At 82.4% G+C, this 602-nt stretch carries 1 protein-coding gene; it reads right to left on the bottom strand.

Features of this window, described 5'->3' with window-relative positions; all coding sequences use genetic code 11:
• Positions 1–602: hypothetical protein (locus KVT14_RS20075; RefSeq protein ID WP_217617273.1), on the bottom strand; the 602-nt coding region annotated here is incomplete at both ends.

Genomic DNA, 602 nt, shown 5'->3' with positions numbered 1-602 from the left:
GGCGACCAGCGCGGGCGTTGGTCCGGCGGGCCGCTCGGCCGCGAGCGCGTGCGCGGCCGCGCGCACCCGGCCCCGGCCGAGGGCCGCGAGCGCCTGCACCGCGTGCAGGGCGGCCACCGACCACGGATCGTCGCCGGCGTCGGTGGCGGCGAGCCCGTAGGCGACGGCCCGGTCGGCGTCACCCCAGCGGGCCCGGAGCAGCGCGACCCAGGCCAGCGCGGCGTACGCCGGGCGCACGTGCGCGTACCCGGTCCACCCGGAGCCGACCGCGACGTCGACGGCCTCGCGCGCCGCGCGCTCGGCGGCGTCCAGCCGGCCCAGCACCGCGAGCGCCAGCGCCAGCCCGGCGCGCGCGCTCAGCGAGGTGGGGTCGACCGCGTCGGGGTCCTCGGCGACGGTGGCCGCGAGCTCGCGGTGCGCGCCGACCGCGTCGCCGTGCCAGAGCAGCGCGCCACCCCGCAGGTCGTGCGCGGCGCGCAGGTACGGCAGGTACGCCGGGAACGGCCAGGGCGCCTGCGCGAGCGCCACGAGCGCCGCCACGGCGCCGCTCCCCTGACCGCCGACGTCGCCGGTGCCCCGGGCGGCCGCGGCGTCCAGCAGGT

The organism is Cellulomonas sp. GbtcB1, from assembly GCF_019091725.1.
In the GTDB taxonomy this organism is placed as follows: domain Bacteria; phylum Actinomycetota; class Actinomycetes; order Actinomycetales; family Cellulomonadaceae; genus Cellulomonas.
This window is presented reverse-complemented; position numbering and strand designations above follow the sequence as displayed.